The sequence below is a fragment of the Mogibacterium diversum genome, assembly GCF_938028775.1.
In the GTDB taxonomy this organism is placed as follows: domain Bacteria; phylum Bacillota; class Clostridia; order Peptostreptococcales; family Anaerovoracaceae; genus Mogibacterium; species Mogibacterium diversum_A.
In genome coordinates, this window is the sequence record NZ_CALIZG010000005.1 from 1 (window position 1) to 26,862 (window position 26,862).

A 26,862-nucleotide genomic window follows, 5' to 3' on the forward strand; every position below is an offset into this window, starting at 1 on the left:
TAATGAGAAAATTAACATGTGCATTACTATGCCTGCTAATGATTTTATCAACTGTATTCTGTCTTGAAGGCTGCAAAAGTCGTGAACAACGGCTAAGTGAAGAAACTGCATATGAAGATGCACAGATGAATGCAATGAATAAAAAAATCGTTAAATGCATTAATGAAAAGGATAAAGAAGGTCTCAAGAAGCTTTTTTCAAGGAGTGCACAAAAGGATATCGAAGATTTAGATGGTAAGATAGATGAGATTATGAACTTATGCGGAGATAATAAAATCATTTATGTACATAGCGATACCCCTGGATCATCAGGATCGCTAACTATTCAGCCACTTAGTATTACTGGTGAATTTTTATTTAAACTAAGTAACGGTAAGGAGTATGTAGGATGGATAAGTTTCTGCGATAAAGATGATGAAAACAAGGAAAATGTCGGTCTGAAAACCATAGAGCTCTGCAATGGGTCTAAAGAAGAACTTTCAGAAGATTTTATATGGGATGGGATTAGTAGTGGAAAACCAGGCATATTCATCCACTATATAAATTAAACTATAGTAGGGGGCAAATTAAGAAATACCTAAAGACGTCTAAAAGAATATAAACGTATACGATTATAGAATATTCATTTATTGCAAATGTATACTTTGCAACAATAAACATAAATATTGTGAATGGGAGACAAGATGAATCGCAAGGAAATTAGAGAAATTAAGAAGAGATTTAGTCCAGATATGAATAATTTTGGGCATATTTATGGTTGCTACGTCAATGCTGCGCGAGAGGTTATTACGTACATGGATTCGCCGACGATGCTCATGGAAAATGAAGAGCGTGAGATGTACATGAAGACGCTCAAGAAGGTACTATCTGGGGCGCTGGGACGAAATCTGCTCGATGTAGAATTTTCGACAGCGCAGGTTGAGGATAGCGATGAGCATAGGCTGCTTCAGACGCTGAGGACTTCGCATCTCAGTAACGAGACTATGCGCAAGATTTTATTCCAGAGAATTATCGATAGCGCAGATATGGGAGATACCGGATATGTTATTTTGCTTGCTGCTGATGCCTATGATGTGCCATATAAGGATAGCGGTAGTGACGGGTGGTCAGAAGAGTCGACGGATCAGTTTGAGTATTTCGTTTGCTGCCTGTGTCCTGTAAAAGACCCGAAGGGTGCACTCAGATACCTTGCCGAGGAGAAGAATTTCCGTGGAGCGTCGACTGGTAGCATCCTCGGTGCACCAGACATGGGCTTCATGTTCCCGACCTTCGATGATAGGATGACTAACATATACCATGCACTCTATTACACGAGAAGTTCGGCTGACGTTCATAGCGATTTTCTCAAGGCTGTATTCAATCTAGACAAGTTACCGATGGCTGCGAATACTCAGAAAAATGCATTTGACAGCGCTCTTGCCGATTCGCTCAAGGACGAATGTGACATAGATGTTGTGAAGGCGCTTCACAGTCAGATAGGGGAGAAAATCGATATCCTTAAGGAAGCTAAGTCCGATGAGGCACCGGAGATTCACATCAATGAGCTCGAGGAAATTCTCATGAAGAGCGGGACCTCTGACGAGGCAATCGAGAAGTTCCATGATACGTGTAAACAGTATTTTGAAGGGGAAGAGTTCTTCAACCCAGAGAACCTAATCAACCGCAAACAATTCAAGATTGAAACACCTGAGGTGAATATCAGCGTGGATCCAGAGCATGCCTTTGGAATCAAGACCGAGGTTATAGATGGACGCAGTTACCTGATGATTCCAATTAGCGAGGGCATTACTGTGAATGGTGTGGATGTGAGCCTGCCTGATGCTGGTGAAGGTGAAACTTCGGGAGGTGAAGAGGCGTAACTGCCGATATTATGAAGTAGTATTGAGAGAGCTATAATAAAGGAAATGAAAACGGAGAGCTTAGAACACGGTGGTTCGGCTCTCTGTTGTGTTTTGTGTGAGATGAGTGTGTTTATACGTTCAAAAGCATTTACAGATGGTGTTTTTTGGGATACGATGAAACATAATTAATATAGATATAAAAAGCGGAGGTGGACTATGAACGCACATGATATCTTAAACAACCCTTTTCTAAATAAGGGTACCGCATTTACTCTAGAAGAGCGTCAAGAACTAGGGCTTATAGGCCTGTTACCGCCTTATGTTCAGACTATTGAAGAACAGGCAGCTGAGACATACGAGCAGCTACAGACTAAAGCGAATGATCTTGAAAAAAGACTATTTCTCATGGAGATTTTCAATACAAATCGTACGTTGTTCTACTATCTGTTCTCTCATCATTTGGAAGAGTTTAACCCTATTGTCTATGATCCAACTATTGCAGACACTATAGAAGGATATAGCAATCTCTTCGTTAATCCGCAGTATGCGGGTTATCTAGATATTAATCACCCTGAGCATATCGAGGAAACACTTAAAAATGCAGCAGGAGGTCGTGAGATAAGACTAATTGTAGTAACAGATGCTGAAGAAATTCTTGGAATCGGTGACTGGGGTGCAAACGGTGTAGATATTTCTGTTGGAAAACTCATGGTATATACTGGCGCTGCTGGCATCGATCCATCTACGGTGCTGCCTTTAGTTATTGATGCAGGAACTAACCGTGAGTCTCTGCGAAATAATCCTAACTACCTTGGAAATCGTCATGAGAGAGTGCGCGGGGATCGTTACTATGATTTCATTGATCAGTTTGTTAATACAGCAGAAAAACTCTTCCCTAAGCTATACCTGCACTGGGAGGACTTTGGCCGTTCAAATGCTGCAAATATTCTTGAAAAATATCGTAAGAATATCCCTACATTTAACGACGATATACAGGGAACTGGTATTGTAACGCTTGGAGGAATCTTCGGATCACTTGCTGTTACAGGCGAGAAGATTACCGATCAGGTTTACCTGTGCTTTGGCGGTGGAACTGCAGGTGCAGGAATCGCACATCGTGTGCTTCGCGAGATGATAACTAAGGGATTGTCAGAGGAAGAGGCATATAAGAGATTCTTCATGGTGGATAAACAAGGACTTCTGTTTGATGACATGGATGATTTGACTCCTGAACAGAGACCTTTCGCTAAGAAACGATCTGATTTTCCTAATGCAGATAAGCTGACAGACTTACTTGAGGTTGTGAAGACAGTAAAGCCAACAATACTTGTTGGAACATCAACAGTACCAAATACTTTTACGAAGGAAGTTGTTGAGGCTATGTGCGAGAATACTGAACGCCCAATGATTTTCCCTCTATCAAATCCAACGAAACTTGCAGAGGCCACTGCCGAAGACATAATTGCTTGGTCGGATGGCAAAGCATTTGTAGCAACCGGAATTCCTGCAGATACCGTTTCGTATAAGGGTGTGGACTATGTAATCGGACAGGCTAACAATGCACTCATTTATCCAGGACTAGGTCTTGGTATGCTTGCGTCTGAGGCAAGCCTACTAACAGATGAGATGATTGGTGCAGCAGCTCACTCTCTCAGCGGTATCATTGATATGAGCAAGCCAGGAGCACCAGTACTTCCACCATTTAAGTATGTTGCGGATGTATCGATTAAGGTTGCTGAAGCAGTTGCAAAAACAGCTCAGGAGCAGGGGCTTGCCCGTGCGGAGGAAAAGGATATGGTAAAAGCTGTTCAAGCCCTAAAATGGTATCCAAAATACTAAAATAAAGACATTGAATATCGCCTGTGAAAGTCGTAATATCTACGGTTTTCACAGACTATAGGAGTTTGAGCTCTAGAAAGGAGCGATATGGAAATATTAATGACCTCTATACAGAGCATTGTACCTATAATTGCGATAATTGTACTGGGGTATTTTCTGCAAACCCACGGTTGGTTTGGACAGGAATTTGGACAAAACCTTTCCCGATTAATTATGAATATTGCGCTACCAGCATCAATTTTCGTATCGGTGATGAAGTATCTGACATTCGATAAATTAATTAGCCTATCTGAAGGGCTGGTGTATACGTTTGCTGCATTCACACTTGGTTATGTTGTTGCATATATTGTAGTCAGAGCATTTCGTGTAAGACCAGGGCGCAGGGGGACTATGATAAATACCTTTGTAAATGCTAACACCATTTTCATTGGACTGCCGCTTAATGTAGCGCTGTTCGGGAATAAGGCACTGCCATATTTCCTCATCTACTACATTACTAATACGATTTCGACTTGGACTCTCGGAGTATATCTGATGTCGAGTGACAGTAAGTCGGGTAAGAGTAAGAGTGCGGAAAAGTTCGATTGGAAGAAGCTTTTACCAGCTCCGCTTGTAGGGTTTTTGGTGGCTCTAATATTCCTGGTTTTAAGGATTCCGGTGCCAGCCTTCGCTACAAGCACGCTGACATATATAGGTAATATAGTAACACCGCTGTCGCTTATATACATAGGTATAGTCCTTGCAAAGGCAGGGCTAAAGACGATTACTCTTGATAGAGATACGATTATAACTCTAGTCGGTCGCTTTATTTTAGGACCTCTAGCGATGGTCGCAATTCTCATGCTTACAGCCAAGAACATGCCTGCTGATGAGTTTAAGACGTTCGTGATACAATCGGCGGCACCTGCTCTAGCAGTTCTCCCAATTCTTGCAAGTCATGGAGATGGAGATGTCGAATTTTCAACCAATGTAGTGACGCTGAGTACGATTATGTTCGTAATAGTTATACCTATTGTCGATGCTCTACTTGGGTACATGTAATCCTGTAGAGTGCTAATCCTGGGATTCGTACTGCTAAGGGTAAATATTAAGTCATAGAAAAAGACTATAGTAGAACATTTTGTATTTTACTATAGTCTTTTTTGTTATTTTTCACCCTTATAGATTTTGGCATTCTCGAGCTCTACGTACGTGGCGTTCTTATCTTCAGGTAGCGTCTTGAGTGTGAATTTGCCAGATATGACAAATCTTTTTTCTTCAGCAGGGAGCTTCGATGCTTCACCTTTCTTGAGTTTGAAGAGTAGCCCTTGCTGGCAACATTCGGTTGCATCTGGAATCAGGCAGTACGTATAGCGCTCGCCAGTACTTGGATCGATGCTTACGGTGTAGTATCCCTTTACCTTGATAGTTTTTCCTACGTATTTCTTAGGATCTGTCATCATGTTAGACACTTCAGAGTAGATTGCTGTTGCACTCATGGTACTGAGGTCGATGTCTACGCTTTTATCTGCCTTGGAACTATTTCCCGATACGATATGAAGCGTAATGCCTATACATACTGCTACAAAAGCTAGCAGCGTGATTATTATTACGATTAATTTAGTCTTTTTCTTGTTAGTCATTTTATCATCTTTACATTCAGTAAAATTTATCCTCTAGCTGTTGCTTTGCCGATTAGTATAAATATTATATACATAACTGCATCTACCGTTACAATCGTTGCGCCTACTGGAGTTCCACCGAGGATTGATATAAACATTCCGGTAAGAGCGGCAACTATCGATAGAATTATCGAGCAGATAGTTACTGCTCTGAAGCTTCCAAATACGCACATTGCCGACAGGGCAGGGAAGATGATGAGAGCTGATATCAAAAGTGAGCCTACCAAGTTCATTCCCAGCACTATTATAACAGCAATGATGATTGCAATGATTAAATTATAAGTTTCCGTCTTGGTGCCTGTCGCCTTAGCATATTCCTCGTCAAAAGTGACTGCAAAAAGCCTGTTGTATAGAAACACGAAGGAAACTATAACTATAGCCGATATGACAAGACAGAGAATTACGTCTTCGGTCGTCAGTGTCAATATCGATGTGGAGCCGAATAGCGTAGTGCATACGTCGCCAGATACGTTTGCTGATGATGAGAATACATTCATCATAAGGTATCCGAAGGCGAGCGATACCACTGATAAAATAGCAAGCTTGGCATCGCCCATAACTTTGCTGTTCTGGCTGCTGCGAAGCAGCAGTATAGCGGCAATTATAGTAATGGGCATAGTCACATAGAGGTTGCTGGAAACGTGCAAAATTGTGCCGACTGTCATCGCTCCGAAGGCAACGTGTGATAGTCCATCCCCTATAAATGAAAATCTCTTGAGCACTAGTGTTACTCCGACCATAGCAGCGCAGAGAGCGATTGAAACACCTACGATTAGCGCATATAGGACGAAGGAGTGAGAAAGGTACATGTGTAGCTGTTCTGAGAAATTAGACATCTAGAACCTCCTTTCTCTCCGCTTCTGAAGCAAGGTGAGGTTTATCGTTCATAATCAGGAGCTTGTTAGCTGCTGATAGCGCTTTGCTGATGTCGTGCGAGATTGTTATGATTGTCGTTCCGTTCTGATTCAGCTTGTGTAGCAGCTGGTATAGATGGGCAGCGGCCACCGGGTCAAGCCCGGTGATCGGCTCGTCCAGAACCAGCACTTTCTTCGAGCCGGCGATGGCGCGTGCGAGCAGCACGCGCTGCCGCTGCCCTCCAGACAGCTCGCGAAAGCTCTCGTTCTTGATATCCTCGAGGTCAAGCTCTCGGATAGCATCAGCGGCAAGCTTTCGCTCCTTATGACCATAAAAAGGTTTGAATCCAAGCATATCAAGACATCCGGATAGCACAACTTCCCATACGGAAGCCGGGAAATCCTTCTGCATCTCACGCTGCTGCGGCAAGTAGCCTATATCGCGCCTCACGATATCACCGCGCAGCAAGACCTTGCCGTTAATCGCTGGAATCAGACCTACCAAGGTCTTAATCAAGGTCGATTTCCCGGCACCATTTTCCCCTATAATACAAATATAATCTCCGTTATTAATCTCCAGATCGAATTCATCACAGAGGGGCTTGCCTGAATACCCGACAGCAAGCCCCTCGCAAATGATACTAAATGAAGAGTCCTTAGTCTCTCTTACCATTTTGTTCAATTTATACTCCTAGTAATACCTAATTGTTAAGAATCTCCTGTAGAACCTTGAGGTTGTTCTCCATTGTCTTGAGGTAAGTCTTTTTCTTGATATCTCCCTTCTTCATAGACTGCATGGAATCAAGTGTCTTGATATCTCTCTTAGTTCCATCAGCGTTCTTGATTATCGACTTAGCAATCTTCTGATCAGAGTTCTCAATAGTTACAATGTGCTTAATCTTCAGCTGGTTGAGCTTGTTAGATAGGAAGCTGATTGTCTCAAAGCTAGCCTCAGATTCAGCGGAGCAACCTACAAATGCAGCATAGTAGTTTAGACCATAGTCATCTACCATGTAACGGAATGGGAAACGATCTCCGAAGATGAGAGTCTTAACCTTAGCGTTCTTAACAGCCTCAGCATACTTGCTATCTAGAGTCTCTAGCTTTTTAGTGTAGGCATCGAGGTTTTTCTTATAAGTATCTGCGTGCTTCTCATCCTTCTTAGCAATTGCCTGCTCGATAGGCTGGCAGAGCTTAATCGCATTCTTGAGAGATAGCCACACATGCTCATCATACTCTACTTCCTCGGCGTTTTCGTGATGATGACCGTCACCTTCATCTTCATCTTCCTTCTCTGGCTGCATACCTTCCTTGACTTCTTCAGCCTTCTTACTGTCCTTCATTTCGTCCATGAGGTTGATTGCAACTAGGTCCTTGTTCTTTTTCTTCTTGAGAACGTCCTCAACCCATTCATCTGACTCACCGCCAACATAGACGAAAATGTCAGCATTTGAAATATCCTTTATATCCTGAGCTGAAGGCTGGAAGCTGTGCAAATCAGTACCATTCTTCTGAAGTAGCTTCAAATCAACGTCCTTGACTCTGTCGCCTAGAATCTCTCTAACCCAGTCGTACTCAGGAAATGTGGTTACGACAATCTTGAGCTTCTTGGAGTCTGCTTCCTTCTTGCCACAGCTCGCAAGTGTACCAAGTGAAAGGATTGCAATCATCATAATTGCAAATATTTTAATAAGCTTGTTACGTTTCATAAAAACCTCCATGCTATGTAACGTGAAAAATACAGATTTTGCAAAAATAATATCGGTTATTGTAATTGTCCGAGTACCGCAATTCTTCTATGAATCGAAGCGGAGACGACATAAAAATGGGGAATAACCGAAATTAAAAATCATTTTCAGTTTACCACCGGTGATTTATCATGTCAATGTAGAAAGAAAGTTTCACAAAACTATCAAAAAATTTTTAACACCTTGAGGTCAGTGGAGTTCAACAAAAATCATGAAGATTTAGCGGAAAAATAAAAGAACATATGTTTGATTTTTGTCTGTGCCTCCACTATAATTGGGACAAGCAAAAAAGTCAAGCGGTGTATTTGTCGTCAGCAGGAAGTGAAGATGGATGGGAATGCGTCAATCAATATATTTAATAAAGGGGAGGAGCTTGAGGGGAGCAGGACCTACCTGTGCATCGACCTGAAGTCTTATTATGCGTCTGTCGAATGCATAGCGCGAGGGCTTAATCCGCTCGAGGCTAAGCTTCTAGTCGCAGACATATCTAGGTCTGATAACACGATTTGCCTAGCGGTTTCACCTGCACTGAAGGCCATTGGTGTGCCGGGGAGACCTAGATTATTTGAAGCGAAGCATGCGATAAGAAGAGCGGAGATAGAGTGTGGTCATGAGATTGAATACATCATAGCACCGCCAAGGATGGCTGAGTATGTGCGCATATCATCAGAAATTTATTCCATTTATATGAAATTTGTTTCCCCAGAGGATCTCCATGTATACAGCATAGATGAATGCTTTATGGATATAACGCATTACCTCCACATGTATAAGGAGGCAGCGATTCGCCACAAGGTTTCGGCTGCTCGTGAGATGGCGATGACTATAATTAAAGCTGTACTATCTGAGACAGGCATAGTTTCTACTGCGGGAATTGGAACTAATATGTATCTTGCTAAGGTTGGTATGGATATAGTTGCCAAGAAGAGCAAAGCCGATGAAGATGGCGTAAGAATTGCAGAGCTCAATGAGACATCTTATAAGTATCTCCTTTGGAACCATAAACCGCTAACTGACTTCTGGCAGATCGGGCGTGGTAAAGCCCGAAGGCTCGCTAAAATCGGGGCTTATACGATGGGGGATATAGCTCGCATATCGATTAATGAGGAGGAATATCTGTATAAAGCGTTTGGTGTAGACGCTGAGATTCTGATTGATCATGCATGGGGTAAGGAACCATGTACCATGTCGGATATCAAGTCTTATAAGCCAACAGCGCATTCGCTCTCTACTGGGCAGGTTCTGCCTCGCGCATATGCTCATGGAGAAGGTCGCAATATATTTATCGAGATGACTGATAAGTTATCCATGGACATGGTACGGAAGAAACTAAGAGCATCGCATTTTTCTTTCTGGGTCAGTTTCGACGGGCAGAGCCTTGAAAGTGGTGAGTATGATGGCCCGATTGTAGTTGATTTTTATGGAAGAGTGATACCTAAGGCTGTTTCTGGTAATGTCAGGCTGCATAAGGCAACGAATAGCACTGCTGAGATTGTAGGAAACTTAAAGAAAGCTTTTGATCGCCTGATAGACCCGACGCTTTACATAAGGCGCATAACCATAGCCGCCAACGATATCAAAGGAGTAGATGAAGATGAGCAGATTGATATATTTTCACTAGACTCTTGCGATACAGATGACTCTAAAGAATGTGAATTGCAGGGGGTTATGCTAGCAATACGTGAGAAGTATGGAAGCAATGCCTTGATAAAAGGCATGAATCTCGAAGAGGGAAGCACATATATAGAAAGGAACAATCAGATAGGAGGTCATAGAGCGTAGATGGGTGTATACGATGAAAGAATAATACGGGCAACAAAATTTGAATATGCCGATATTATCAATAGAGTGAGGCCAGTTCATCGGGCTGATAGATTTTCGTACAAGTATCCGCGGATGAGTAATGAGAAGCGAGCTAAGATATTCGCACCTTTTGCTGCCTTGTCTGGATATGATGATGCTTTATCGGAAAAGGAGATAATCTACGATATCAAAAGGGTACTTACTGATGATGAGTATTTTGATTTAGACTGCAAGATTGCAGCCATATACGAAAATTGTAGCAATAGCATATTAGCTAGAGAAAATGGTGTTGAGGTCAGAATACTTTACTTTGAGCCCCTTGCCGATGATGAGCTGCATGGCAGATATATAGAAATTAGTGGATTAGTCACAAAGGTCAGGCCAGATAAAGAGACTATCACAATTCTTGATAAAGAAATTCCTTTGAGGTCAATATACAAACTAGAAATCTTAAATGCTAGGAGTATTGGGTCGCAAGATGAATAAAAATCCCTGCTCTTTCAAGCAGGGGGGTGTGTATTCGTTTATCTAAATTGATAAATCAGCGATATGTTTTGTCAGACTATTAGGTAGCACATCTTGTCTGCAATGCATATGGGAGAACCTATGATTAAACTCGTGCAATCTGCTCTATTCCTTCAACTGTACCAAGAAGTTCCATGCCAACTGGTCTCCAGTAATCATATATTAGCACAGGACCGCTGTATTCATACAGAAGCCTTATGACCGTATTGAAGAATATAGGATTGTTGATGAACATCTTAACGTTGAAATTACAGTCATACTGCTTTTCTTCGGTATACGGATACTTGAAATTAATAATCTGCGACTCAGGTTCGCAGTCATAGTAGCGAAGCTCTAGAAGCTTGTAGCCGGTGAATTTTGACTGGTTATCATCAGCATTTTCACGGCAAGCGATTATTTGATCAGCTCTTGCATCAGTCATAACCTGAATATCGCCAAGATTGTTCTTGCAGAGCTCATATAACTCTCTGACTGTGTTAAGTGCGTGGGGTCTCTCCGCCTCGTTTTCATCTATAGGGATAATTCCTTTGCCGATTAGGTGCTGCAGGAATTCCTCGCATGAGAAAGTGCCGAGCGTATAATCCTCTGGTTTGTTGCTGGAATTACATTCGATAGTTACATTTGAATTGTCGATTTCTTTAAAATTGATATATGCCATCTTGTCACCTCTAACCTCTATTAATTAGCATTGGTATTATATCATTAGAGCGAAGTGAGGTCATTAATAAATAAAGAGAGAGGTGGCACTTATTTAAACGCCACCTCTGATGTTACAGATAGGATGTTCAGAAGATTATCTATATTTATAGAAACCTTCACCAGCATTGATGCCGGTCTTACCTTCATCTATGTACTTTTTAAGCATTGCTGCAATCTTGCCTGCATTTGAATCTGGGTTCTTTGACTCAGGGTTGCTGGATACGATGTTGTAAGCAGTTGTTAGTCCGACGATATCGAGTACCTGGAAAGGACCAAGTGGAGAACCTGTTCCTAGCTTCCAAGCGCGGTCGATATTTTCATGATCTCCAATTCCGTTAGCGAGTAGGTACTGTGCAGAATTTAGGAATGGCACTAGCATAGAATTTAACAGATAACCAGGCTGTTCCTTCAGAACCTTAATAGGGACCATGTTGATGGCTTTAGCGAATTCAACTACTTCGTCATATGCGGCCTGGGATGTCTCGCTATGCCCCATAACCTCACCGATGTTGCTTCTCCAGATGTTGTTAGCAAAGTGAAGTGCGAGGTATCTCTCAGGCTTAGATATATCTTCCTTAAATGTGCTAGGAAGGAATGTCGAAGAATTTGTCATTACGATAGTATTATCGTCGAGCACTTTATCGAGCTTTCTATAGAACTCATGCTTTTCATCAGGAATCTCAGCCATGCTCTCTATATAGTAATCGCAGCCTTTTGCAGAATCCTCTAGAGAAAGAGATAGCTTTAGATTCTTATAAGCAGATTCAACTTTTTCTTGGAGTTCGTCGAGCTTCTCGCTAGTTAGGTCTTCAGCTTTTACCCCGAAACCTCCAGGAACTTGGAGTCCAGGCTTGCCTAGATTTTGCCTTAGCGTTTCGATTTCAGATAGATAAATCTTGTATAGCCTGTCTATCTTAGGCTGAGATCTACCGATGGAACCTTCGCTTCTTAGCCATATAGTTGTATCGAATCCGGAGAAAGCGCTCTGAAAAGCAATCTGACTGCCTAGTACGCCGCCACCAGCTACTGTAACTTTTTTATTATTCATGGGATTACCTCCTGTGTTATAAACAACTTGTGTTAGTTTTGTATAACTCGATTATACACCTAAAATTAAATAAAGCCACATAATATTTAATAGTATGCAATTATTTCTTTAAAACTACACAATTCATAATGATTGCGACTATTGACAGAGTTCCATAATAGTTCTATTATACTTATTAGTTCTTGGTTTATTATCTTTAACTATTTGAACCTAGAACTGATAAATATGGTAATTGACTTCAGGGCAGGGTGTAATTCCCTACCGGCGGTATAGCCCGCGAGCCGAGAGGCATGATTCGGTTAGATTCCGAAGCCGACAGTTAAAGTCTGGATGGGAGAAGCTTTTATTCTGAAGGGTACAGTAGGTTGTACAGGGATGAATTGCAGGAGCTCTGAGGGGGCTTCTTTTTTAGTGCATATCCATTCTAATTGAACGGGTCAATTGTATATTTATTCGAATGAGGAGAGAGAAATGTCGTTAGAGAGAGCTGATGAGCTGATGCTACAGGACAAAGAGTATATGAGCCGAGCTATTGAACTGGCCAAGAAGGGCACAGGATGGGTTAATCCTAACCCAAAGGTCGGGGCTGTAATTGTCAAAGATGGACAGATCATAGGCGAGGGATACCATGTAAAGTGCGGTCAGATGCACGCTGAAAGAAATGCTATAGCATCGCTTCGTGATTCTGCAGAGGGTGCTACGATGTACGTGACTATGGAGCCTTGTTGTCATTACGGCAAGACACCGCCGTGCACGGAGGCAATTATTGAAAACGGAATAGCTAGAGTTGTGATTGGATCCAAGGACCCTAATCCGAAGGTAGCTGGAAAGGGTGTTCAAGCGCTGAGAGATGCTGGCATTGAGGTCGTAGAAGACTTCATGATGGATGAGTGTGATGCTCTAAATCCGATTTTCTTCCACTACATAACTACTAAGCATCCTTACGTCATGATGAAGTATGCCATGACTGCTGACGGTAAGATTGCGACTAAGACTGGAGCATCAAGGTGGGTTACTGGCCCTGAGGCTATTCACAAGGTGCATGAGCTGCGTCATGAATGCATGAGCATCATGGTCGGTGTTGATACGGTTATAGCTGATGATCCTATGCTTAACTGCAGAATTGAGGGTGGCAGAAATCCGGTGAGAATCGTATGCGACAGCAAGCTCAGAATTCCAAATGAATGCCAGTTAGTTAGAACTGCTGATGAGTACGATAGTGAAACTGTTGTCGTTTGCGCAGTTGAAGGTCTGCCTATAGGAGAGGTGAGGTTTACTGATAAGGCACCAATCTATTTGGACTATGAGAATACAAATCCGCTTGCAAAGGCTTTAGGCAAGAAGTTTGGCGGAGGAAATTTCATCAAGAAGGCAGTTAAACTTAACGAGATGGGAGTCAGGATTTTTAACTTCCCTGGTCACGATGGAAGAGTCAATCTAAACATGCTGATGGAATACCTCGGCAGTCTAGAAATAGATAGCTTGCTCCTTGAAGGTGGTGGAAATCTCAATGAAAGTGCGCTGAGAGTTGGAATTATCAGCGAGATGAGAATATTTATCGCACCAAAGGTATTCGGTGGAAAGGCGAAGAGCCCTATTGAGGGTATTGGAGTTGACAATCCTAATATGGCATATAAATTCTCGTTCGACGACGTTGAGAGGATTGGTTCTGATCTCATGATTACATGCAAGAGAATCGATAATCTCAGCACATATATTCCAGAAGATGGAGAAAACTAATGTTTACAGGAATCATTGAAGAGACAGGGAGATTGAGGTCACTTGATATATCGGGGGTGACGGGCCGCGTAGAGCTCGAGGCCTCAAAGGTACTAGAAGGCACTAATATTGGTGATAGCATCGCTGTGAACGGTGTTTGCCTCACTGTAGTAGAACTTCATGCTGATGGATTTACCGCAGACGTCATGCCTGAGACCATCTCCAGAACGGGATTCTCGCAGCTCAGAGTGGGCGATAAGGTTAACCTGGAACGAGCGATGGCTGCAAATGGTAGGTTCGGTGGACACATAGTATCGGGCCATATCGATGGCGTTGGGACTGTTGAATCACTCGAGCATGATGGAATTGCCGTATGGGTAAGCATAAAGGCACCAACAGATATTATTAAACTCATAGTTGAGAAGGGGTCCATAGCAATCGATGGAATCAGCCTTACTGTTGCTTATGTGGATAATGAGCGTTTCAAGGTTTCGATTATCCCTCATACAGGTGAGGAGACTACACTGCTGAAGAGGCATGCAGGCGATAAAGTTAATCTTGAAAATGATATTGTAGGCAAATACGTAGAAAAATTATTGGGACTCGGTGAGCCGACTGTATATGGTGGTACTCGGCAAAAGGGCGATAACGAAAGTGGACTTACACTTGAGTTCCTGGCGGAGAACGGGTTCTGAAAGGAGATACGATGAGTAGTAGAAAACGCGAATATGATTCAATTGAAAGAGCGCTGGAGGATCTGAGAGCTGGAAAGATAATTCTATGTACAGATGACCCAGATAGAGAAAATGAAGGTGATATGATCTGTGCTGCGGAGTTTGCAACGCAGGAGAATATCAACATGATGGCTAGTATCGCCAAGGGGCTCATCTGCACACCGATGAGCATTGAGCTCGCAAGGAAGCTCAACTTCCCAGCGATGGTGTCTGAGAACACGGATAACCACGAAACTGCTTTTACAGTTTCAATAGACCATGTTGATACCACGACTGGTATTTCAGCTAAGGAACGAGGATATACGATGAGAAAATGCGTGGATCCAGATTCGAAGCCGGAAGATTTCAGGAGACCAGGGCATGTATTCCCTCTCGTTGCTAAGAGAGGCGGTGTGCTAGTTAGAAATGGACATACAGAGGCTACAGTAGACTTGCTGAGACTTGCAGGACTCAAGGAGTGCGGTGTGTGCTGTGAAATTATGGACGATGACGGCACGATGATGAGAACGCCTAAGCTGTGGGAAATCGCAGAGAAATATGATCTAGCATTTATAACGATCAAGCAACTTCAGGATTATCTGCGCATTAATGAGTGCCACGTAATTCGCGAGGCAGTAGCTAAACTGCCGACAATGTATGGCGAATTCACAATGTATGGGTATATTAATGATATTACTGGCGAGCATCATGTAGCTCTTGTTAAGGGTGAAATCGGAGATGGTAAGGATGTTCTCTGCCGAGTTCATTCGGAGTGTCTCACAGGTGATACGTTCGGTTCGCTGAGATGCGACTGTGGTCTGCAGCTCGAGAAGTCACTCGAGATGATAGAAAAAGAAGGGCGCGGAGTGCTGCTTTACATGAGACAGGAAGGTCGTGGCATCGGACTCATCAATAAGATCAAGGCATACGCTCTTCAGGAAGAGGGATACGATACAGTCGAGGCTAATGTTAAGCTTGGGTTTGCACCAGACCTAAGGGAATACTGGGTAGGAGCACAGATTTTAAGAGACCTGGGATGCAAGTCGTTAAGGCTTATGACTAACAACCCTGAAAAGGTGTATGGGCTCGGTGACTTTGCTCTGGACATAACTGAGAGAGTTCCGATTGAGATTAAGCCACAGAAGTTCGATTACATGTATCTCAAGACTAAGAAGAGTAAGATGGGACATATTTTCAACGAAATTGATTTAGAGAAGTAGAAAGGAATCGTCATGAACAATATCAATCTATTAGAGGGTAAAGTCGTTGCTAAAGAAGGAATGAAGGTTGGAATCGTGGCTGCTCGTTTCAATGAAATTGTTGTAAGCAAGCTACTAAGCGGTGCAATTGACGGACTTGTACGCCACAATGTCAAGGAAGAGAATATCACAGCTGCTTGGGTGCCTGGAGCATTTGAGCTACCAACCGTTGCAAAGAAGATGGCTGAGTCCGGAAAGTATGATGCTGTAATCGTTCTCGGTGCTGTAATCAGAGGGCAGACATCCCACTACGAGCTTGTATGCAACGAGGCTGCAAAAGGAATCGCTCAGATTTCTATGCAGACCGGTGTGCCAACTATGTTTGGAGTTATCACGACAGAGAATATTGAACAGGCAATCGCTCGTGCAGGAAGCAAGGTTGGAAACAAGGGCTACGACTGCGCACTATCCGCAATTGAGATGGTTAACCTCGTAGATCAGCTATAGAACAGCTTTATTAATAAAGGTGAGCAGGCATATTTAATAACAGCAAGGCAGACTGGTGAAGTCTGCCTTGTTTTCAAAATGCAAATGGGGATTGGTCTTATACATGGATAAGAGTATGGAAATTAAGAATGGTGAAAGGAAAAATCAAGACAAGAGCAAGGTTATGCTCGTGTTTGACTACGATGGCACCATTCAAGAAACTATTAAGATTTATGCACCAGCTATTTTTGATATAGCGAAAAGGCTGAGGACGATATATGATGTTCCAGTCGAAAATCCTAGCTATGCGCGCATGGAGAGCTGGCTGGGGCTTACAAATGACGAGATGTGGGCAGACTTCGCCCCAGCGCTCCCTACGGCCGCTAAGGCGGCCGCATCGGCGCGGGTCGGCGCCTACATGCGCACTCTGGTTCGCGATGGTGCTGATCCCTGGTATTCTGGTGCTCGTGACACACTAGACAGGCTCAAAAAACAGGGATACAGGATGATGATACTTAGCAACTCAGATCACGAGTATGCAGAATTCAACAGAAAGAGATTTGACACGGATAAATGGTTTGAGAGATATATAGATTGCGAATCCTGGGATTGGCAGTCTAAAGCTGATGTGTTAAGCTCTATAATAAGTGCAGAACCTGACTTAACATATGTTATGATTGGGGATAGGTTCAATGACCAAGAGGCGGCAGTGAGGAACAAGATATTGTTTGTCGCATGTGAATATGGATACGGGAAGTCTGGGGAGCTAGATGAGGCTGATGCGAGAGCTTATTCAATTGCTGAGCTACCGGAGATTATTACTAGATTAACTGATTATTAGGGGGTTAAGATGAATATTGTATGCTTAGATATGGAAGGCGTATTGGTGCCTGAGATTTGGATTGCCTTTGCGGAAGAGACAGGCATCGAGGAACTAAAGAAGACTACTAGAGAGGAGCCAGATTATGACAAGCTAATGAATTACAGGCTTGATATCTTGAGGGAGCATGGCCTTGGACTTAAGGAGATTCAGGATGTAATCGCTAGAATTGATCCACTACCAGGAGCAAAGAAATTTTTAGATGAACTTCGTGCAACTACTCAGGCTATAATTCTCAGCGATACATTTTCACAGTTTGCTCAGCCACTCATGGCTAAGCTCGGATGGCCAGCACTATTCTGCAATGAGTTGATTATTGGTGAAGACGGAATGATAGAAGGCTTCAAGATGCGATGCGAGAAGTCAAAGCTCACAACAGTGAGAGCTCTTCAGTCATGCGGTTTTGAGACAATTGCGGCAGGAGATAGTTTTAACGATCTAGCTATGATTGAAGCAAGCAAAGCGGGATTCCTATTCCGTAGCACAGATGCCATCAAAGCTGACTACCCACAGTTCCCAGCTTACGATGAGTTTGATGACCTGCTAGATGCGATTAAGAAGGCATTATAATAATTAATGGCTAAGTGAATATATTATTTCTTAATATGGGTGTAATCTAAAACTTAGAGCCTAAAATTTTGATTACTTAATAAACACTAAAAATGAGAGCTAATCCAGAGCTCTCATTTTTAATGTTACACTATATATCACAATATTCAGCGAATTACGCTTCTAATAATCTCAATTTATTTCTCTTAATAGTATCATATATGCAGCCGATTAGAGCACCAACTATAGCAGGTACAACCCAACCAAGTTCTAGCTTAGTGAATGGTAGAAGCTTGATGAAATCGAATGGAAGACCAAACCCGTGTAAAACTGAAAGTAAGCTTGTGAAGAACACAGTGTAAGCAGCTATACCACCAACATATTTACTTGTGATCCACTTATCGAGCAGTGCAAATATTACTAGAATGATCAGTGGTGGATAAAATGCACTGAGGATAGGTGCTGCAAGTGCGATAATTTTATCGAGACCGAGGTTGCTCATGAAGAAGCTAAATCCGATAGTAACGAGCACTACTGTGCGGTAGCTAACTTTTCCGTTTGATAAACCAGCAAAGTAATCACCAATTACAGAAGAGAGTCCAATCGATGTTGTTAAACATGCTAGTAGTATTATAATCGCTAGAGCGATAACCCCCCATCCACCAAGTAGCTTGTTAGTAATAGCAATTAGCAGTGGTGCCTGTGCGAGGCCGTCAAAATGACTATCACTTGCAGTCGATGCCCCGAGGTAAGATAGTCCTCCGTATACTAGTCCAAGTAGCGTTGCTGAAATAACATCTGCACCAGCTACTAGTTTCTTTACCTCGTTTCTTTCGGTATAGCCATACTTCTTTGCAGCAATTATTAGAATTATGGTTACAGTTACTCCACCAATACCATCAAGTGTCTGATAACCATTAGTAATTCCTGTCTGGAATGGAACAAGATCTTTTGTTGCAATAGGTGCACCAATTGGATTTACAATTCCAAGTACAATTAAAACTATCATTACTAAAAGTAAAAGTGGTGTTAGGAACTTGCCTATAATATCTACTACTCCAGAAGGATTTAGTGCAAGTACAGCAGTTACTATAAAGAATAAAAGACTGAATGCCCATAGTGGAACACCTGGAAGAAGTCCTTTGATACCCATTTCATAAGTAGTAGCAGATGTTCTTGGAATACAGATGATTGGACCTAGTAGTAATAGAATAATAGATACAAATACCTTACCAGGTATGGCACCGAGCTTATTCGTTACACCGTCTACAGTTCCTTCTTTGTTAGCAACAACAGAGTAAATAGCTAAGGCAGCCAAGCCTACATCCATGATGAAAAATCCCGCAAATCCTATTAGCCAATTGCTCCCTGTTTCACGGCCAAGGAATGGCGGAAATATAAGGTTACCCGCTCCGAACTGAGTTGCGAAAAGAGCGAGTCCCATAGTTATGATAATCGGTCCCTTTGCCTTTGGTTTTGAATTATCTTTCATAGTCCCCTCCTAATAATCAAAACAACCATAAAATGTTCATTTGTAACTGAAAACATAGGCTTAATATATATTAAATATCAAGGAATCAGTATCGAAATATAATCATATGTCTAGTACTTTTTGGAATAACAAGGTTTAATCTACCGTAATGGTGTGTTATAATCGCTGTAATTTCAAGCATATTACAAATTGTGATTAATTTTAGGAAAAAGACAAATGGATTTAATCAAACTAAAATATTTTATTGCTGCTGCAGAATTGTTGAATTTTTCTAAAGCTGCTGAAGCTTGCAACATCACGCAAACTGCAATAGGTAAGTATATTAATAAATTAGAAAATGAAATCGGATGCTCTCTATTCTATCGAACTAATAAGGGAGTAAGCTTGACTGAAGCCGGGGAAAAATTCTATTCAGGTGTAAAAGAGATAATCGGGCAGTATGAGGACTTATTAAAACAAATTGAAAATGAGAAAGATAAAATCCTTAGAATTGGAATCGGAGGTGACTATCTGCCCGTCAATTTTCTAAAAAAGTATAAAGCTATGAATAGAGGTATCTCCTTAGAGGTTGAATTTAAGGACAAAGACCAATTGATTAACATGCTGGAGAGGGAATCGATAGATGCGATGATTATCCCAGATATCACGATGTTGAGTGAAAATACAATTGGCATAGAGAAGGTGGAAATAGGAGCTGCACATGATGTTTTATGTTGCTCACAAGAAAGCGTGATTAAATACGGAAGTGTCGGGAAAGTCATTGAGAATTTACCTCTTATCACCAAAGCAGTTGAAAGTGAATATCATGAGTACTGTAGAGAAAATCTAAAAAGCATATACAATAGCACTTTTTCGGATGTACGTGTTGTTGATACGGTGTCGAATCAGACTGCTTTAATTGCACTCGGGCAAGGGTTTGCAATCATGCCAAAAGAGGAGATGACGCCAATTGAAGATATGTATATGGAAGGGTTAGGTGAGAGATTTACAGAGATTCTACTACTCGTCTATATGTCAAAAAACAAAAATCAGTCGCTTCGCGATTTATTGAAATTTGTAAGCAAAAGTAATAGTGATGGTGAATCATTATTTGGATAAATTTGGAGAATTAAAGAATAAAATAATCCTTAGTATAAGTAAAAAATCCCTGGATTCTGATAGAATCCGGGGATTTTTAAGTTCAGTAAGATTAACGCTTCGAGAACTGGCTAGCTCTTCTAGCTTTCTTGAGACCGTACTTCTTTCTTTCCTTCATACGAGGGTCTCTCGTTAGGAATCCAGCGGCCTTAAGTGCTGGTCTGTTAGCCTCAGCATCTACTTCGCAAAGTGCTCTTGAGATACCGTGTCTAAGTGCTCCAGCCTGTCCTGTTGTACCACCACCGTTAACTAGTGCGATTACATCGTACTTTCCAGTTGTTCCAGTGATTTCAAAAGGTCTCTTAACCTCGTTCTTAAGAACTTCAAGTCCGAAGTAATCTTCGAGGTCCTTCTTGTTTACAACGATTCTTCCTGTTCCAGGGAGTAATCTGACTCTAGCAATTGAAGATTTTCTTCTTCCTGTTGCCTGATACATTTCTTTAGCCATCTTCTAATCCTCCCTTCCTAGAATGTCCACTCTTCAGGATTCTGTGCAGCATGTGGATGCTCAGGTCCTGCGTATACCTTTAGCTTCTTGAACATCTGTCTGCCGAGCTTGCCCTTAGGCATCATGCCCTTAACAGCGTGACGGATGATTTCTTCTGGCTTTTTAGCGCGAAGTTCTGCAAGAGTTGTCTCCTTGAGACCACCTGGATATCCGCTGTGGCTCTTGTAAATCTTCTGCTTTTCCTTCTTGCCAGTTACTGCTACTTTCTCAGCGTTTACAACAACTACGTAATCTCCGCAGTCAACGTGAGGTGTGTAGATAGGCTTCTTCTTGCCTCTTAGGATCATTGCAATCTCAGCTGCAACCTTACCTAGAGTCTTGTCCTCTGCATCGATAACATACCACTTGTGGTCGATATCTGCAGGCTTAGCGATGTAAGACTTCATTTTCTTTCCTTTCTACCTACTCAGATCCGAAGATCGGTTTCGGCACTGTCTACTTGGATCCGAGGATCTTGTTCGACATACTAAAAATAACTTAGTGTCGGAGCTACCGGGCAGCGCCCTACTCCATTTGCACAATATGCCTAAAAATTATATTACTCAAAGAGTTCAAAGTCAAGCTTTTAAAGCTTTCATTTCGTTCTGTTCATCCCATTCCTCTACCAGAATAGCCCGAAGTTCCATATCGAAATACTCATTGCTGCGTTTCCCGGCTAACTTGAGTATACCTTCTGTCCTAAAACCTAGCTTAGTGTATAGATTCGAAGCGACTTTATCATCAGGAAAATGAGAAACGGTAACTCTATGTGTACCGAGCTCCTCGAAAGCATGGCGAAGAAGCGCTTCCATCGATTCTGTTCCGTAGCCTTTGCCACGAGCCGCTTCGTCAGCGAGATAAATGATGGCGATATTTAGTGAATCATTGATGGGATCAATGTTGGTGATATCAATTTTTCCCAGAGGCTTTCTGCTAGACTTCTCAACTATTGTCATCCATTCACGAGATGGATCATGAATGACGTTGTGGAATTCGTCTGTTATCGTATCTAGGTTTCTTTTGCCAGTCGTGCAGAAGTGCTCGATTACGGTTTCTCGCGATTCCCATTCCGCGAAAAGGTCGCAGTCAGCAAAGGATGCCTTGCGAAGTATGATGTGGTCAGTTTCTATCAAGTCGATTCCTCCTCTAGTATCCAATTAATTAACATCTTAATTATAACAAAAAATTATATATCTTATCATACCTAATTGCATATTGTTCACTTCTTCGCTATGCAGATAATTTCGGTGTCTAAGCATGTGACGAAGAACAACGCAATTATGCTTTCGGCTGCAATTCTAGGAGTACTTGTTCTAAATGAGCATATGACACTGATGGAGTGGGGAGGCTGTGCGGTAATTTTCGCATCTACAGTAGTTGCTCAGGTGCAGTGGAATCCACCGAAAAAGGGGAATAATTAAGAAGGCAAGCAAGGAGAGCTTTATAACTATAAGGAAAATATTTCGATACAATAAATTCATTTAATGATAAGAATTTTAAATAAGTACGCATACTGATATAGATAGAAATTATTGTTAACGTTATTACGAATGAGATAAAATGTGATTATATTGTGAAGTTGTATTGTTGTTCGCGAGATGGGAGCGGACGACGACACAGCTTTTTACGTTATACACTTATTGACTATATAAATAAGGAAGGTATGGAAATGGTTACGAAAAAGAAAGGACCAAAAGCGAAGATTTCAGGAATTATGCTAACAGCTATCCTGATTCTCACCATGATGCCGTGGCATGTCATGGCTGAAGAAGCTTCACATGCAGAGGGCACGGCCGCTACAAATGCCGTGACTAACGAAAGCGAAGTGGTATCGAAAGAAACTGCTAACGCTGCTACAGAAGCTAATGCACAGGAAAAGCCTGCAGCTACACCTGCGAGTGAAAAGCCTGCTGCAATAACCCCGAAAGCTTCTAAGAAGTTAGTTACAACATCTGTAAAAGTTGTTTACAAGGATGGATCACCTGTTGAAGACGGAACAGTTTTCACGCTTGAAGATCCAGATAACAATGATCAGAAAGACTATGAAGTTAAGAACGGAAAGCTTGAACTTAAGCTGATCTCTGATAAGCAGTATAGACTAGGTCTCTCGTGGGATGACGAGAAGATGGATACTCATAAAGTTGTTGAAGCTGATGCTAATCTTGGTACAATCCCTGTTGGAATAACTGCAGAAGGCAAGACTCTTGTTTGGTATGACAGACACAACAAGAAGCTTCTCGAGGATAAGCCTGTAACAACAGTAACTCTCAAGGAAATCGAAGACGATGCTACCCCATCAGAGCCAAAGCCAGTTGAGAAGAAGAGGGTAGAAAAAGGCGAGCTAGCAAACGTTCGCGATATTGACGTAGTTCTAGAGGATGGAACGCCAATGCCTGATGGTGTTCAACTTGAACTTATAGACATGAGCAGAGTTGCTGATTGGTCATATGAATTTGAAAAATACACCGTTAAGGATGGTAAGATTCACGGCGTTAAGATGAAGGCAGAAACGCAGTATAAGATTGGAATGGATACCGCTAATCCTTCATATGCTGACTATACAATCGTTGGAGCATACAACAGCAAGCATCTAATGCGCATATATGCAAGATATGAAAACGAGTATCCGCTGTATTACGATTATGATGAGGGCACAGGCGCACCAGAGAAGCCGATTGCAAAACTTGTATTCCACAAAGTGAAAGAGCAGAGCGAATTAGAGAATCCTAAATCGAATTCCAACATTACAGTTCTAAAGGTTTCTGATGGCGGCTATGTGGCAAAGGCAGGTCTACCTTTCAGATTAGTTCGTAAGGATAACGGCAAGTCGAAGGTTATCTACAGTGAGCAGGGTGAAGTTACAATCAATACCGAAGGAAACGTTCCTTATGAGCTAAAGCTAGATGAGAACGATACTTACGTTATGAAGAATAAGATTGAGTTCACCATGAAGCCGAATAAGCAGGGCAAGTATAACCCTATTATCGAAGGCTATGATGCTAATGATATAAATGGTTATCTGCAGTGCAGTGCAATAGAACTTGTTAGAAAAGACGGCAAGAAGCCAGGAAGTGACATCGTTAAGCCAGGAGATAATACTGGAGACAACAGTGGTGATGATTGCAATACCTGCGGTCCATGCGAGGATTGCGCACAGTATAAGCCAGAGCAGTATGCGAAGATTTACGAGAAGGAAAAGGTTATTCTCAAAAACATGCCAGTTCTAAGAAAGTCTGGTAATGAGTATAAGCCTGTCAAGAAGAAGGTTACATTTATCTTCTACAATGCCACAACGCAGACTGTAGAGACTAAGGTGCAGTCGAGCGACGGAGTCCTACCTGATGTTGAGATGGTAAAGGGCCACAACTACATCGTGTTTGCTGAGGATGGCGATTTTGAAATGCCTAACGCTTACCTTGTTCTAAACAAGACAGGTGAGAAGCCAGTTCCATCGAAGCAGAATGGAAGAAAAGTAGATGCGTTCTACCTAACTCTAAGACAGATGTACGTAAGTAATCCTGAAGTTGCAAAGCGTGTAGCTTATACACTTCCAGTTTTCGACAAGGATCACAATCCTGTTGATAACGTTAAGATTAAGTTTGTAAGCGAATACGACGAAGTTACAGCGAAGGTTAACGAAGGTGTAGTTGAATATTCGCTGATTGAAGATCAGAACTACATGGTATATGTTGATGATCCAAGATATACCCTAGACTCTTTCCCAATGACTATGAAGGACAAGTCAGAATGGGGTGCGGCGAAGTATGCGTTCAACCACTTTAGCTGCGGTAGCGTTAATGAACTTATACTAAAGCCTAAGAGCGAAGAGGGTAAGAGCAACACACAGCTTATCGATATTGATAATACAACTGCTGTAACTGGGCTTCATTTTGGAAGAGGCGATTATCTAGTAAGCGTTAGAAAGCTACCTAAAGAGAGCGTAAAGGGCCTCGAGGGTAAGGACTACGAAGTTATTGATATCGATATGATCAACATGTATCGTACTGAGCTTTCTAAGCTAGTAAGAGGAAACTTCAAGGTCAGCAGACTAGTTCCAGATGGCAAGGATGTAAAGCAGGTATACTACGTTGATAATGAGGGAAAGCTCGTAAAGGTTCCATTCAAGCAGATCTTAGCATCTGATGGTGGATACATCGTAGCGTTTGATATGCCTTCGATGTCGCTTTACAACAATGTTATCGAGTACACTGACCACAAGCCAGCAGAGCCTGAAAAGCCAGTAACACCGGTAGAGCCTGAGAAACCAGTAACACCTGAGAAGCCTGTGAATCCGGTAAACCCAGGAAGCAATCAGGGGGATAACAATAGCACACAGCCAAACGTACCAACTCCAGGTAATAATAGCGGAAATACTAATGTTTCACCTGAGTATTATGTAGCGAATGGAAATCTCGCTTGGAACGGTGATGATAACGGAATGCTCATAGTAGTTAAGTCTAAGACTGATGACGAAAAGACTTTTGAGAGATTTAAGGGCGTTGAGATCGATGGTAAGGTTGTAGATCCAAGCAACTATGACGTTGTAAAGGGAAGTGCAAGAATTACCTTACATGCATCGTACTTAAGATCTCTGAGACCAGGAAAGCATTCTGTAACTGTTCGTTTCAGCAACGGCTCTGTAAATTCGGAGTTTGCAGTAGTTTCTCGTGCAGCTAATAGGGCTCCTAACGGAAAAGCTACTCTAAATGGAAAGAACATCAGAACTGTCGTTAAGACTGGGGATTCCACAGGGTTTGAGTTTATGTTTGCTTTCGTAATTGCAAGCATGCTACTAGGCGTTGTGATTGCTATAAGGAAGAAAAACGCATAGCTCAAAATGTAAACTAGGGAACAAAAGCATTATCGAATGAGATGGAGTGCTATGCTCCATCTCATTTTTTAAACTACTTGAAAGAGAGAAAATGGGGAATGCAGAAACGCTTATTTGATAATAAGCTGCTAAGTATTATTGCGGTTATTATCCTCTCTCTTGCTTTAGCTATAGGGCTCGCAAGCTGCGGTGCTGATAAGAGCAAGAAGGGGAGAGGTAAAAAGAAGGTAGAAGTTACAAAGGAAAAGTCTGCATCTGGCAAATCATCAGATAGCTCTAAAGCTGATAATGAAGGTGAGAGTGGAGCAAATAGCGATGATGATTCCAGTAGCGAAACACGAGAAGAGGAAAAAGCAAAGGAAAAGAAAAAAGAGAAAGAAAAGGCAAAGGAAAAAGAGCGGGCCAAAGAGGAGAAGTCGAAAAAAGACAGTAGTGACTCTAGCCATAGTAGCTCATCCCATTCAAAGAAAAAGTGGGTGCCTGCAGTATATAAGACGGTTACGCATCCAGCGGTGACGCGTCAACAGAAATTTATCGATTATTACACTTGTCAGTGCGGTGCCACTTTCAAAACAAATGCAGAGTGGCAGGCTCATAGGCCAAAGCCTTGAAATGGCCTACATACATATGCGGCTCCGCATGTGACGACCAAAACAGTTGTCGTTAAAGAGGCATACACCGAGCAGGTGCTTGTCAGTGAAGGACACTGGGAATAAGTTATTACTTTAAGGGAATTAAAATGAAAATTCGTGTATACTATAGAGTAATGTATGAATAAGGCAGGTCTATAGTATGAAAGATATTCAAAATATTATAATTCGTGAGGCGAAGCGTTCCGACATAGCTGAGGTTGGGCGCATCCTATCAGAGAACTATCATGATACATATGCAAATATACTGGATAAGAGATATTTAAGCTCTGTGAACCCTGAGAGTGCAGCGAGCAGAATGGACGCATACTTCCTTACACCGGGAAATGAAATGTTTGTTGCTGAGCTCTTAGCTGATGGTGAAGAGGCTGGTGCTGGTGAAATTGTCGGCTTCGTAGCGGGCACACCCTCGCCAGATGTACTTGGTGCATTCTGGCTTGAGATGCTTCACATCAAGGCTTCCTACAGGGATTTCGGTATTGGACGAAGGCTCCTATTTACGATGGGAAGCAGAGCTGCGAGCACCGGATATTCGCAGATGGTAATAGATGTATTTGCAGGGAACACCAAGGCAGAAGAGATATATAAGCATTACGGAGCTAGGCAGATTGATGAGTTTTATCAAGATGTAGAAGGCTTTGGAGTGCTATCGTCCTTGTTGAGCTGGGACGACTTATCGGTGTTCCAGGGATAGGGGGATA

The 26,862-nt window shown here is 42.1% G+C and carries 27 protein-coding genes and 1 riboswitch; of the genes, 17 read left to right on the forward strand and 10 right to left on the reverse strand.

Annotated features, from left to right (window positions below; all coding sequences use genetic code 11):
- The 4 genes from Q7O90_RS00315 to Q7O90_RS00330 all read left to right on the forward strand — a co-directional run.
- On the forward strand, positions 1-548 hold a 548-nt coding region (locus Q7O90_RS00315; protein WP_304126168.1), incomplete at its 5' end, for a DUF5104 domain-containing protein.
- A 135-nt stretch (positions 549-683) separates the two neighbouring features.
- Entirely contained in the window at positions 684-1,859 is a 1,176-nt protein-coding gene (locus tag Q7O90_RS00320) for a DUF4317 domain-containing protein (protein ID WP_304126169.1), read from the forward strand.
- A 198-nt stretch (positions 1,860-2,057) separates the two neighbouring features.
- Positions 2,058-3,680, forward strand: a complete 1,623-nt coding sequence (locus Q7O90_RS00325) for a malolactic enzyme (RefSeq protein ID WP_304126170.1) — start codon at positions 2,058-2,060, stop codon at positions 3,678-3,680.
- An 87-nt stretch (positions 3,681-3,767) separates the two neighbouring features.
- Positions 3,768-4,721, forward strand: a complete 954-nt coding sequence (locus tag Q7O90_RS00330; protein ID WP_304126171.1) for an AEC family transporter — start codon at positions 3,768-3,770, stop codon at positions 4,719-4,721.
- Positions 4,722-4,825: 104 nt separating this feature from the next.
- On the opposite strand, the gene Q7O90_RS00335 is transcribed toward Q7O90_RS00330, so the two are convergent.
- Genes Q7O90_RS00335 through Q7O90_RS00350 form a run of 4 tightly spaced genes read right to left on the reverse strand, consistent with a single transcriptional unit; the run spans position 4,826 to position 7,904 of the window.
- Complete coding sequence (locus Q7O90_RS00335) at positions 4,826-5,302, reverse strand: hypothetical protein (protein ID WP_304126172.1); 477 nt, start codon at positions 5,300-5,302, stop codon at positions 4,826-4,828.
- A gap of 26 nt (positions 5,303-5,328) precedes the next feature.
- A complete protein-coding gene (locus Q7O90_RS00340; RefSeq protein ID WP_304126173.1) occupies positions 5,329-6,177 on the reverse strand; it encodes a metal ABC transporter permease in 849 nt (282 codons plus the stop codon).
- On the reverse strand, positions 6,170-6,868 hold the full coding sequence (locus Q7O90_RS00345; protein WP_304126268.1) for a metal ABC transporter ATP-binding protein: 699 nt from the start codon (positions 6,866-6,868) through the stop codon (positions 6,170-6,172). Before Q7O90_RS00345 ends, Q7O90_RS00340 begins: the two co-directional genes overlap by 8 nt.
- A 28-nt stretch (positions 6,869-6,896) precedes the next feature.
- The gene (locus tag Q7O90_RS00350; RefSeq protein WP_304126174.1) at positions 6,897-7,904 is read right to left on the reverse strand and encodes a metal ABC transporter substrate-binding protein; all 1,008 of its coding nucleotides are present in this window, start codon (positions 7,902-7,904) and stop codon (positions 6,897-6,899) included.
- A gap of 366 nt (positions 7,905-8,270) precedes the next feature.
- Here Q7O90_RS00350 and Q7O90_RS00355 point away from each other — a divergent pair, with 366 nt between their 5' ends.
- Entirely contained in the window at positions 8,271-9,725 is a 1,455-nt protein-coding gene (locus Q7O90_RS00355; RefSeq protein ID WP_304126175.1) for a Y-family DNA polymerase, read from the forward strand.
- Entirely contained in the window at positions 9,726-10,232 is a 507-nt protein-coding gene (locus Q7O90_RS00360) for a hypothetical protein (RefSeq protein ID WP_304126176.1), read from the forward strand.
- A 124-nt stretch (positions 10,233-10,356) separates the two neighbouring features.
- On the opposite strand, the gene Q7O90_RS00365 is transcribed toward Q7O90_RS00360, so the two are convergent.
- Both Q7O90_RS00365 and Q7O90_RS00370 read right to left on the reverse strand, forming a co-directional pair.
- A complete protein-coding gene (locus Q7O90_RS00365; RefSeq protein ID WP_106057374.1) occupies positions 10,357-10,929 on the reverse strand; it encodes a hypothetical protein in 573 nt (190 codons plus the stop codon).
- Positions 10,930-11,064: 135 nt separating this feature from the next.
- Entirely contained in the window at positions 11,065-12,018 is a 954-nt protein-coding gene (locus Q7O90_RS00370; RefSeq protein ID WP_304126177.1) for a 3-hydroxyacyl-CoA dehydrogenase, read from the reverse strand.
- 230 nt (positions 12,019-12,248) lie between these two features.
- A riboswitch (FMN riboswitch) is annotated at positions 12,249-12,364 on the forward strand.
- Positions 12,365-12,489: 125 nt separating this feature from the next.
- Between Q7O90_RS00370 and ribD the strand changes: the two genes are divergently transcribed.
- From ribD to thrH, 6 genes are all read left to right on the forward strand, one after another.
- Positions 12,490-13,758, forward strand: coding sequence for a bifunctional diaminohydroxyphosphoribosylaminopyrimidine deaminase/5-amino-6-(5-phosphoribosylamino)uracil reductase RibD (gene ribD, locus Q7O90_RS00375; protein ID WP_304126178.1), 1,269 nt, complete (start codon positions 12,490-12,492; stop codon positions 13,756-13,758).
- Positions 13,758-14,432 carry a riboflavin synthase gene (locus Q7O90_RS00380; protein ID WP_304126179.1) on the forward strand — a complete coding sequence of 225 codons (675 nt, stop codon included), beginning with the start codon at positions 13,758-13,760 and terminating at the stop codon, positions 14,430-14,432. Before ribD ends, Q7O90_RS00380 begins: the two co-directional genes overlap by 1 nt.
- An 11-nt stretch (positions 14,433-14,443) precedes the next feature.
- A complete protein-coding gene (locus tag Q7O90_RS00385) occupies positions 14,444-15,670 on the forward strand; it encodes a bifunctional 3,4-dihydroxy-2-butanone-4-phosphate synthase/GTP cyclohydrolase II (protein WP_106057370.1) in 1,227 nt (408 codons plus the stop codon).
- Between the two features lie 12 nt (positions 15,671-15,682).
- The gene (gene ribH, locus Q7O90_RS00390; RefSeq protein ID WP_106057369.1) at positions 15,683-16,156 is read left to right on the forward strand and encodes a 6,7-dimethyl-8-ribityllumazine synthase; all 474 of its coding nucleotides are present in this window, start codon (positions 15,683-15,685) and stop codon (positions 16,154-16,156) included.
- A 115-nt stretch (positions 16,157-16,271) separates the two neighbouring features.
- Positions 16,272-16,976 carry an HAD family hydrolase gene (locus tag Q7O90_RS00395; protein WP_304126180.1) on the forward strand — a complete coding sequence of 235 codons (705 nt, stop codon included), beginning with the start codon at positions 16,272-16,274 and terminating at the stop codon, positions 16,974-16,976.
- 9 nt (positions 16,977-16,985) lie between these two features.
- Positions 16,986-17,585: a bifunctional phosphoserine phosphatase/homoserine phosphotransferase ThrH gene (gene thrH, locus Q7O90_RS00400; protein WP_304126181.1), complete on the forward strand. Its 600-nt coding sequence runs from the start codon at positions 16,986-16,988 to the stop codon at positions 17,583-17,585.
- 154 nt (positions 17,586-17,739) lie between these two features.
- Here thrH and brnQ read toward each other — a convergent pair whose 3' ends face one another.
- Positions 17,740-19,056 carry a branched-chain amino acid transport system II carrier protein gene (gene brnQ, locus Q7O90_RS00405; protein ID WP_304126182.1) on the reverse strand — a complete coding sequence of 439 codons (1,317 nt, stop codon included), beginning with the start codon at positions 19,054-19,056 and terminating at the stop codon, positions 17,740-17,742.
- A gap of 216 nt (positions 19,057-19,272) precedes the next feature.
- Between brnQ and Q7O90_RS00410 the strand changes: the two genes are divergently transcribed.
- Positions 19,273-20,154 (forward strand): LysR family transcriptional regulator, encoded by an 882-nt coding sequence (locus Q7O90_RS00410; protein ID WP_304126183.1) that lies wholly within the window; start codon positions 19,273-19,275, stop codon positions 20,152-20,154.
- Positions 20,155-20,245: 91 nt separating this feature from the next.
- Here the strand turns inward: Q7O90_RS00410 and rpsI are convergent, their stop codons facing one another.
- The 3 genes from rpsI to Q7O90_RS00425 all read right to left on the reverse strand — a co-directional run bounded on the left by rpsI (position 20,246) and on the right by Q7O90_RS00425 (position 21,837).
- Complete coding sequence (gene rpsI, locus Q7O90_RS00415; protein ID WP_106057324.1) at positions 20,246-20,641, reverse strand: 30S ribosomal protein S9; 396 nt, start codon at positions 20,639-20,641, stop codon at positions 20,246-20,248.
- 17 nt (positions 20,642-20,658) lie between these two features.
- Positions 20,659-21,087 carry a 50S ribosomal protein L13 gene (rplM, locus tag Q7O90_RS00420; protein ID WP_106057323.1) on the reverse strand — a complete coding sequence of 143 codons (429 nt, stop codon included), beginning with the start codon at positions 21,085-21,087 and terminating at the stop codon, positions 20,659-20,661.
- 171 nt (positions 21,088-21,258) lie between these two features.
- On the reverse strand, positions 21,259-21,837 hold the full coding sequence (locus Q7O90_RS00425) for a GNAT family N-acetyltransferase (protein WP_304126184.1): 579 nt from the start codon (positions 21,835-21,837) through the stop codon (positions 21,259-21,261).
- A gap of 75 nt (positions 21,838-21,912) precedes the next feature.
- Between Q7O90_RS00425 and Q7O90_RS00430 the strand changes: the two genes are divergently transcribed.
- The 4 genes from Q7O90_RS00430 to Q7O90_RS00445 all read left to right on the forward strand — a co-directional run bounded on the left by Q7O90_RS00430 (position 21,913) and on the right by Q7O90_RS00445 (position 26,855).
- Complete coding sequence (locus Q7O90_RS00430; RefSeq protein ID WP_304126185.1) at positions 21,913-22,101, forward strand: hypothetical protein; 189 nt, start codon at positions 21,913-21,915, stop codon at positions 22,099-22,101.
- Between the two features lie 248 nt (positions 22,102-22,349).
- On the forward strand, positions 22,350-25,511 hold the full coding sequence (locus Q7O90_RS00435; RefSeq protein WP_304126186.1) for a hypothetical protein: 3,162 nt from the start codon (positions 22,350-22,352) through the stop codon (positions 25,509-25,511).
- Between the two features lie 98 nt (positions 25,512-25,609).
- Positions 25,610-26,122 carry a hypothetical protein gene (locus Q7O90_RS00440; protein ID WP_273451009.1) on the forward strand — a complete coding sequence of 171 codons (513 nt, stop codon included), beginning with the start codon at positions 25,610-25,612 and terminating at the stop codon, positions 26,120-26,122.
- A gap of 181 nt (positions 26,123-26,303) precedes the next feature.
- The gene (locus tag Q7O90_RS00445) at positions 26,304-26,855 is read left to right on the forward strand and encodes a GNAT family N-acetyltransferase (RefSeq protein ID WP_304126187.1); all 552 of its coding nucleotides are present in this window, start codon (positions 26,304-26,306) and stop codon (positions 26,853-26,855) included.
- The last annotated feature ends 7 nt before the right edge of the window (positions 26,856-26,862 follow it).

Coding starts and splice junctions, on each gene's coding strand:
- Q7O90_RS00410 (WP_304126183.1), top strand. CDS start 19,273: ATGGATTTAATCAAACTAAAATATTTTATTGCTGCTGCAGAATTGTTG.
- rpsI (WP_106057324.1), bottom strand. CDS start 20,641: ATGGCTAAAGAAATGTATCAGGCAACAGGAAGAAGAAAATCTTCAATT.
- Q7O90_RS00370 (WP_304126177.1), bottom strand. CDS start 12,018: ATGAATAATAAAAAAGTTACAGTAGCTGGTGGCGGCGTACTAGGCAGT.
- rplM (WP_106057323.1), bottom strand. CDS start 21,087: ATGAAGTCTTACATCGCTAAGCCTGCAGATATCGACCACAAGTGGTAT.
- Q7O90_RS00355 (WP_304126175.1), top strand. CDS start 8,271: ATGGATGGGAATGCGTCAATCAATATATTTAATAAAGGGGAGGAGCTT.
- Q7O90_RS00435 (WP_304126186.1), top strand. CDS start 22,350: ATGGTTACGAAAAAGAAAGGACCAAAAGCGAAGATTTCAGGAATTATG.
- ribH (WP_106057369.1), top strand. CDS start 15,683: ATGAACAATATCAATCTATTAGAGGGTAAAGTCGTTGCTAAAGAAGGA.
- Q7O90_RS00330 (WP_304126171.1), top strand. CDS start 3,768: ATGGAAATATTAATGACCTCTATACAGAGCATTGTACCTATAATTGCG.
- brnQ (WP_304126182.1), bottom strand. CDS start 19,056: ATGAAAGATAATTCAAAACCAAAGGCAAAGGGACCGATTATCATAACT.
- ribD (WP_304126178.1), top strand. CDS start 12,490: ATGTCGTTAGAGAGAGCTGATGAGCTGATGCTACAGGACAAAGAGTAT.
- Q7O90_RS00340 (WP_304126173.1), bottom strand. CDS start 6,177: ATGTCTAATTTCTCAGAACAGCTACACATGTACCTTTCTCACTCCTTC.
- thrH (WP_304126181.1), top strand. CDS start 16,986: ATGAATATTGTATGCTTAGATATGGAAGGCGTATTGGTGCCTGAGATT.
- Q7O90_RS00445 (WP_304126187.1), top strand. CDS start 26,304: ATGAAAGATATTCAAAATATTATAATTCGTGAGGCGAAGCGTTCCGAC.
- Q7O90_RS00440 (WP_273451009.1), top strand. CDS start 25,610: ATGCAGAAACGCTTATTTGATAATAAGCTGCTAAGTATTATTGCGGTT.
- Q7O90_RS00325 (WP_304126170.1), top strand. CDS start 2,058: ATGAACGCACATGATATCTTAAACAACCCTTTTCTAAATAAGGGTACC.
- Q7O90_RS00320 (WP_304126169.1), top strand. CDS start 684: ATGAATCGCAAGGAAATTAGAGAAATTAAGAAGAGATTTAGTCCAGAT.
- Q7O90_RS00335 (WP_304126172.1), bottom strand. CDS start 5,302: ATGACTAACAAGAAAAAGACTAAATTAATCGTAATAATAATCACGCTG.
- Q7O90_RS00350 (WP_304126174.1), bottom strand. CDS start 7,904: ATGAAACGTAACAAGCTTATTAAAATATTTGCAATTATGATGATTGCA.
- Q7O90_RS00380 (WP_304126179.1), top strand. CDS start 13,758: ATGTTTACAGGAATCATTGAAGAGACAGGGAGATTGAGGTCACTTGAT.
- Q7O90_RS00385 (WP_106057370.1), top strand. CDS start 14,444: ATGAGTAGTAGAAAACGCGAATATGATTCAATTGAAAGAGCGCTGGAG.
- Q7O90_RS00365 (WP_106057374.1), bottom strand. CDS start 10,929: ATGGCATATATCAATTTTAAAGAAATCGACAATTCAAATGTAACTATC.
- Q7O90_RS00430 (WP_304126185.1), top strand. CDS start 21,913: ATGCAGATAATTTCGGTGTCTAAGCATGTGACGAAGAACAACGCAATT.
- Q7O90_RS00395 (WP_304126180.1), top strand. CDS start 16,272: ATGGAAATTAAGAATGGTGAAAGGAAAAATCAAGACAAGAGCAAGGTT.
- Q7O90_RS00360 (WP_304126176.1), top strand. CDS start 9,726: ATGGGTGTATACGATGAAAGAATAATACGGGCAACAAAATTTGAATAT.
- Q7O90_RS00345 (WP_304126268.1), bottom strand. CDS start 6,868: ATGGTAAGAGAGACTAAGGACTCTTCATTTAGTATCATTTGCGAGGGG.